The following is a 5,435-nucleotide window of genomic DNA, read 5'->3' on the forward strand; positions in this document are numbered from 1 at the left end:
GATGAGCCGCGAACAGACTCAAGGCCGAGATGTGTGATCGCCTTGGCGACGGCTTCTCCATCGCGCGACAGGGAGATCAACATCGCCGTAGGGTAGGCCTTCTTGTCGAGTTTGCGGGCAATCCGGCTCCAGATCGTCGGAATGAGGAGAATCCGCGAATGCCAGGCCGCAACGATCAGGCCATGATCGGCCGACCAGGCGTCGCGGAAGGTCTGCTCGCCCTCGACCGTCCACCTGATCGTGCGCGCACACACGACCATATAGGCCCAGATCAGGCCGCCCAGGATTGAGGAGACGATGGAATTGCGCATGAAGGATTTCATCTGTGCCGACTGTCTAGTGCCGGGGGACCGCTCGCGCAAAGGCCAAAACGCTTTGGCCTGCGAGGATCTGGCTCCCACGGGGCTGGAATTGCGGCGGTCTCTTCCGCAAAAAAAGGAAACTTCATGAAAATGGTGGGCGATACTGGGATCGAACCAGTGACCCCTGCCGTGTGAAGGCAGTGCTCTACCGCTGAGCTAATCGCCCGATGGGGGAGAGAGGCTCATAAAGACGACTCAGTGGAAGGTCAAACTGTCTCTGCACCCTGAAATTACACCCGCAGACTGCATCCTGAAATGCAAGGCAGGCATGCGGCGGTGCATGGCAGTTTCCTACAAAAAATTGATTGTGAATAATTCGGGTCGATCTGTCACATTATCGGGTGACAGACCCCCAATGGCAGGATTTTTAAATTATTTCATATGAAACCAGTGTTCTGCAAGTTATGTAATAAGCTGTTGGGCGCTCTATATGAATAATCGTTGTGAATATGAATGATTGTTCAGAATGAACAGCTGTTCATATTCGAGGCTTGCGTAAATTTCATCGAGAAAAAAGCTTGAGATTTCGCGCTTCAACCGTCATCTAAGCGTCACGAACGGAACACCGACGGAGTTCGGACCGTTGTTGAAAAATAAAGCAAACTAGAAGGACAGGCGCGCGAGAGGATGACCTCATCGCCCTAACAGATAGCCTGGAGAGATTGAAATGAAAGACTGGTGTAACAATGAAGGTGCAAAGCGCCTTCGCGAGAAGATTCGTGAATATTGGGCAGACCGCGGCTATGAAGTCGATGTCGACCTCGTGGACGCAGGCTTTGTGCCTGCCATGCGCAGTGCCCGTACTGACCTGCGCAGCAATATGGTGAACGGCATGCCCCGCCGCCGCATTGCGAAATCGCAGGAAGAGATGCGGACGAGCTATCGTCCGGTCGATACGACCGTCGAAGCTGCTTAAGCGCACAGCGCGCTTATCAGGTCTGGAAGGTCGCTATAGGCTCGGCAGATTCCGGCTGGTCCGGACAGATCGTCCGGCTGAGGCCCGTATCCGAATGAGACAAATATGAAAGGCAGTCCGGCATTCCGGGCTGCCTTTTCGTCTGTCTGGCTGTCACCAATCATGATGGCCCGCTTCGCGTCTCCACCGGCCGCGTCAATTGTACGCAGGATGTGATCGCCATCAGGCTTTTTCTCAGGCACCGCGTCGGCGCCGACGATGGCCTTGAAGTAGTCTGACAGGTTCAGTCCGCCAATGGCGGCCTCTGACAGGGACTGGGTCTTGTTGGTGCAGACAGCGCATATGCCGCCTGCCTCGCGAATGGCATCAAGCACGATTTCGGCCCCGTCATAGACGCGGCTGAACACGCAGATATTGTTGCGATAATACTTCAGAAAATCGCTCCACAAGCCTTCGACGACGCCCGGGCCGGCTTCAGCGTTCTGATGAGCCAGGGCTTTGCGAATCATCGCCTTCGCACCTTGCCCGATCATGCCGCTGATCAGCTCGAAAGCGACCTCTCCATATCCCGCGCGTGTCAGGCAGTAATTCAGCGCCGCGTGCAGGTCCGGCGCGCTGTCGATGAGTGTTCCATCCAGGTCGAAGACCAGTGTCCAACCCGTCAGATCCGGCATGTCCATCAGTTTGCTCCAAATGGCTCGCATCAGACCGTCAATTGGTTTAGGCGAGATGTCAAAACTGAACGAGACGGAGAGACATGTCGGAACGCGCCGCAATCATCCTCGCTGCCGGACAAGGCACCAGAATGAAATCCTCGCTGCCCAAAGTGCTTCATCCTGTCGGCGGCCAGGCGATGGTGGACTGGTCGATCCAGCTTGCGAAACGCGTGGGATGCGAGCGGATCGTAACCGTTGTGAGCGCCAATTCCGAACAGCTGACACACCATGTGGAAGGCGCGCTCGGGAAAGGCTCTACGGCGGTGCAGGACCCGCCGCTTGGCACAGGTCACGCCGTTCGCGCCGCTGAACAGGCGCTGGATGGTTTCGAGGGGGACGTCATCGTCCTCTATGGCGATACGCCGCTGATCCCGTCTACCGCCGTGGAAGCGCTTTTCCAGGCGCTTGAATCGGGCACCGGGGTGGGAGTTCTTGGCTTTCATGTAAAAGATCCGGGCGCTTATGGCCGGCTGGTAACGGGCGCCAATGGTGAGCTCGAAGCGATTGTTGAGGCCAAGGATGCGAGCCCGGACGAGCTCAGGATCGATCTCTGCAATTCGGGCGTTATGGCCTGCCGCTCGGGACGGCTCTTCCGGCTGCTGTCGAAAGTCACCAACGACAACAAGAAGGGCGAGTATTATCTCACGGACATTGTTGGCCTGGCGCGCGAAGACGGCGCAAGCTGCAAGGTCGTGACCTGTAACGAAGCCGATGTGATGGGCGTCAATTCGCGCGTCGAACTCGCCACTGCAGAAGCAGCCTTCCAGGCCCGGCGGCGTGAAGAGCTGCTCATCTCAGGCGTTACCATGACAGCGCCAGAAACGGTCTTCCTGTCACATGATACGATTATCGAGAATGATGTCGTCATCGAGCCGAATGTCGTGTTCGGGCCGGGCGTGCATGTGCGGTCAGGGGCACTGATCAGGGCCTTCAGCCATCTGGAGGGCTCTATCGTCGATGAAGGCGCGCAGATCGGACCTTATGCGCGGCTGCGGCCCGGCGCCCGGATCGGGGAAGGCGCGCGGATCGGCAACTTCGTCGAGGTCAAGAAAACAAAGGTCGGCAAAGGCGCCAAGGCCAATCATCTCGCCTATCTTGGCGATGGCGATGTCGGGGCGAACGCTAATCTAGGCGCGGGTACGATCTTCTGCAATTATGACGGCTTCTTCAAATATCAGACCCGGATCGGCGAGGGCGCATTTGTCGGCTCCAACAGCGCCCTGGTTGCGCCCGTGACAATCGGCAAGGGTGCCTATGTCGGCTCCGGTTCGGTGGTGACGCAGGATGTATCGGACGATGCGCTCGCGCTCGCGCGGGGCCAGCAGGTCGAAAAGGCAGGCTGGGCGAGCACGTTCCGGGCGCAAATGACCGAAAAGAAAAAGACTTCTCAGACATAGGGGCGTTTGGACCATGGCATTCGAACGGGAAAAGGAAAACGCAGCGGCGGCGGCCATCGAGTTTGTCGAGGACGGCATGACGATCGGGCTCGGTACCGGTTCGACGGCGAAATTCTTCGTTGAGATGCTCGCTGACGAAATTGCAGACGGGCTTGTCATCAAAGGCGTGCCGACGAGCGAAGAGACGCGCCGTCTGGCAGACTCGCTTGGTGTGCCGCTCCTGCCGATCGAGCAGGTCGACCGCATACATCTCACAGTCGATGGGGCCGATGAGGTTGATGACGAAGCCCAGCTTATAAAGGGCGGCGGGGCAGCCTTGCTGCGCGAAAAGATCATCGCCAATGCCAGCGACCTGATGGTCGTGATCGCAGACCCCTCAAAAGCTGTTGAAGTGCTGGGAAGCTTCCCGCTTCCGGTGGAGGTCACGCCTTTCGGCTATACAATCACGGCGAAGAAAGTCTTCGACGCGTTGAAGGCGGCCGGAGTGATGCGACCGAAGATCAATGTGAGGAATGGCGGGGGAAACAAGCCGATCATCACCGATGGCGCCAATTATATTCTCGACTGCCACTGCACGCTCATTCCTGATGCGCCAAAGGCAGCGCATCTTCTGTCTGCTGTTCCGGGTGTTGTCGAGCACGGCCTGTTCATCGGCCTCGCGCGCACAGTGATCATCGGCGACGAGGACGGGGCTTCGGTGATTGAATACTGAGTGTCTGATGCCAAGTAAGGCGGACGCTGAGGCTGATATCACAAGAAGGACAATTGAATGGCTGACTCGCAATATGACTACGATCTCTTCGTCATTGGCGCAGGATCGGGCGGTGTACGGGCGGCCAGGATTGCTGCGCAGGCTGGCGCCAGGGTCGCTATTGCAGAGGAATACAGGGTTGGCGGAACCTGCGTCATCCGGGGCTGCGTTCCGAAGAAGTTCATGGTCTATGCCAGCGAGTATGGCCGCAAGCTGAATGAAGCAGCCGACTATGGCTGGCAGATCGAGAATGCAGGCTTCGACTTTCCCACATTCATGTCCAATCTGCATGCCGAGGTCGATCGGCTCTCGGGCATTTACGTGCGCAATCTTGCCAATTCGGGCGTCGATGTCTTCGAGGAGCGCGCCGAGTTCGAGGGTGAGCACACGATTACCCTGAAGGAGAGCGGGAAATCCTTCACCGCCGACAAGGTGCTGATCGCGACGGGCGGCGAGCCCTGGCGGCCTGCCGCAGAGGATTTGCCCGGCGTAGAGCATACGATCACCTCGAATGAGATCTTCAATCTGAAGGAGACGCCCAAGCATATCGTGATTGCTGGCGGCGGGTATATTGCCTGCGAGTTTGCGCATATCTTTGCCGGGCTCGGCGTTGAGACCTGCCTGGTCTATCGCGGCGATACGGTGCTGAACGGTTTCGATTTCGATGTCCGTACATCGGTCCATGAGGGCCTGAAGGAAGCGGGTGTCCGGGTGATCACCCAGTGCATTTTCGACAAGATCGAAGAAACCGATGGTGAGTGCCCTTACAAGGTCACGCTGAATGACGGCACTGAACTCAGAGCCGACGTGGTGATGATGGCCGTTGGCCGCAGACCGGCGACCCGGGAGCTTGGTTGCGAGAAGGCCGGGGTCGAGCTCGGTGAAAGGGGGCAGGTCCTCGTCAACAAGACCTCGCAGACCAATATCCCGCACATCTATGCGGTCGGCGATGTCACCAACCGGATCGAGCTGACGCCCGTCGCCATTCGCGAGGGCCATGCGTTTTCAGACAGTGTGTTCGGAGAAAGGGACTGGGCGTTCGACCACGAAGACGTCCCTTCGGCCGTCTTTACACAGCCTGAGGTCGGAACGGTCGGGATGACAGAAGCCCAGGCGCGCAAGACTTATGGCCAGGTCGACATCTACAAGACCCGCTTCCGCCCGATGAAGAACATGCTGCACGACAAGCCCGAGCGGGTGATGATCAAGCTTGTTGTCAAGCAGGACGACCAGAAAGTGATCGGCGTCCATATCGTCAGCCCCGATGCGGGCGAGATGATCCAGATGATCGGC

The 5,435-nt window shown here is 57.9% G+C and carries 6 protein-coding genes and 1 tRNA gene; 4 read left to right on the plus strand and 3 right to left on the minus strand.

From position 1 onward, the window contains the following. Positions 1-323: DUF374 domain-containing protein (locus WA989_RS02180; protein WP_424338890.1), on the minus strand; the 323-nt coding region annotated here is incomplete at its 3' end. A gap of 130 nt (positions 324-453) precedes the next feature. Then, positions 454-528: transfer RNA gene (locus WA989_RS02185), tRNA-Val, on the minus strand. Positions 529-1,029: 501 nt separating this feature from the next. Between WA989_RS02185 and WA989_RS02190 the strand changes: the two genes are divergently transcribed. Further along, on the plus strand, positions 1,030-1,278 hold the full coding sequence (locus tag WA989_RS02190; RefSeq protein WP_424338891.1) for a hypothetical protein: 249 nt from the start codon (positions 1,030-1,032) through the stop codon (positions 1,276-1,278). Here WA989_RS02190 and WA989_RS02195 read toward each other — a convergent pair. Then, on the minus strand, positions 1,275-1,958 hold the full coding sequence (locus WA989_RS02195; protein WP_424338892.1) for an HAD-IA family hydrolase: 684 nt from the start codon (positions 1,956-1,958) through the stop codon (positions 1,275-1,277). The two genes, WA989_RS02190 and WA989_RS02195, sit on opposite strands and share 4 nt — an antisense overlap. Positions 1,959-2,035: 77 nt before the next feature. On the opposite strand from WA989_RS02195, the gene glmU reads away from it, so the two are divergent. From glmU to gorA, 3 genes are all read left to right on the plus strand, one after another. Then, positions 2,036-3,391, plus strand: a complete 1,356-nt coding sequence (gene glmU / locus WA989_RS02200; RefSeq protein ID WP_424338893.1) for a bifunctional UDP-N-acetylglucosamine diphosphorylase/glucosamine-1-phosphate N-acetyltransferase GlmU — start codon at positions 2,036-2,038, stop codon at positions 3,389-3,391. A gap of 13 nt (positions 3,392-3,404) precedes the next feature. After that, entirely contained in the window at positions 3,405-4,103 is a 699-nt protein-coding gene (gene rpiA, locus WA989_RS02205) for a ribose-5-phosphate isomerase RpiA (RefSeq protein ID WP_424338894.1), read from the plus strand. A 57-nt stretch (positions 4,104-4,160) separates the two neighbouring features. Then, a partial coding sequence (gorA, locus tag WA989_RS02210) for a glutathione-disulfide reductase (protein WP_424338895.1) occupies positions 4,161-5,435 on the plus strand: 1,275 nt, incomplete at its 3' end.

Origin of the sequence: Henriciella sp., from assembly GCF_049649345.1 — a bacterium.
Lineage (GTDB): Bacteria > Pseudomonadota > Alphaproteobacteria > Caulobacterales > Hyphomonadaceae > Henriciella.

Excerpts from the sequence above, each read along its gene's own strand:
- glmU (WP_424338893.1), top strand. The coding sequence starts at position 2,036 with ATGTCGGAACGCGCCGCAATCATCCTCGCTGCCGGACAAGGCACCAGA.
- WA989_RS02195 (WP_424338892.1), bottom strand. The coding sequence starts at position 1,958 with ATGGACATGCCGGATCTGACGGGTTGGACACTGGTCTTCGACCTGGAT.
- WA989_RS02190 (WP_424338891.1), top strand. The coding sequence starts at position 1,030 with ATGAAAGACTGGTGTAACAATGAAGGTGCAAAGCGCCTTCGCGAGAAG.
- rpiA (WP_424338894.1), top strand. The coding sequence starts at position 3,405 with ATGGCATTCGAACGGGAAAAGGAAAACGCAGCGGCGGCGGCCATCGAG.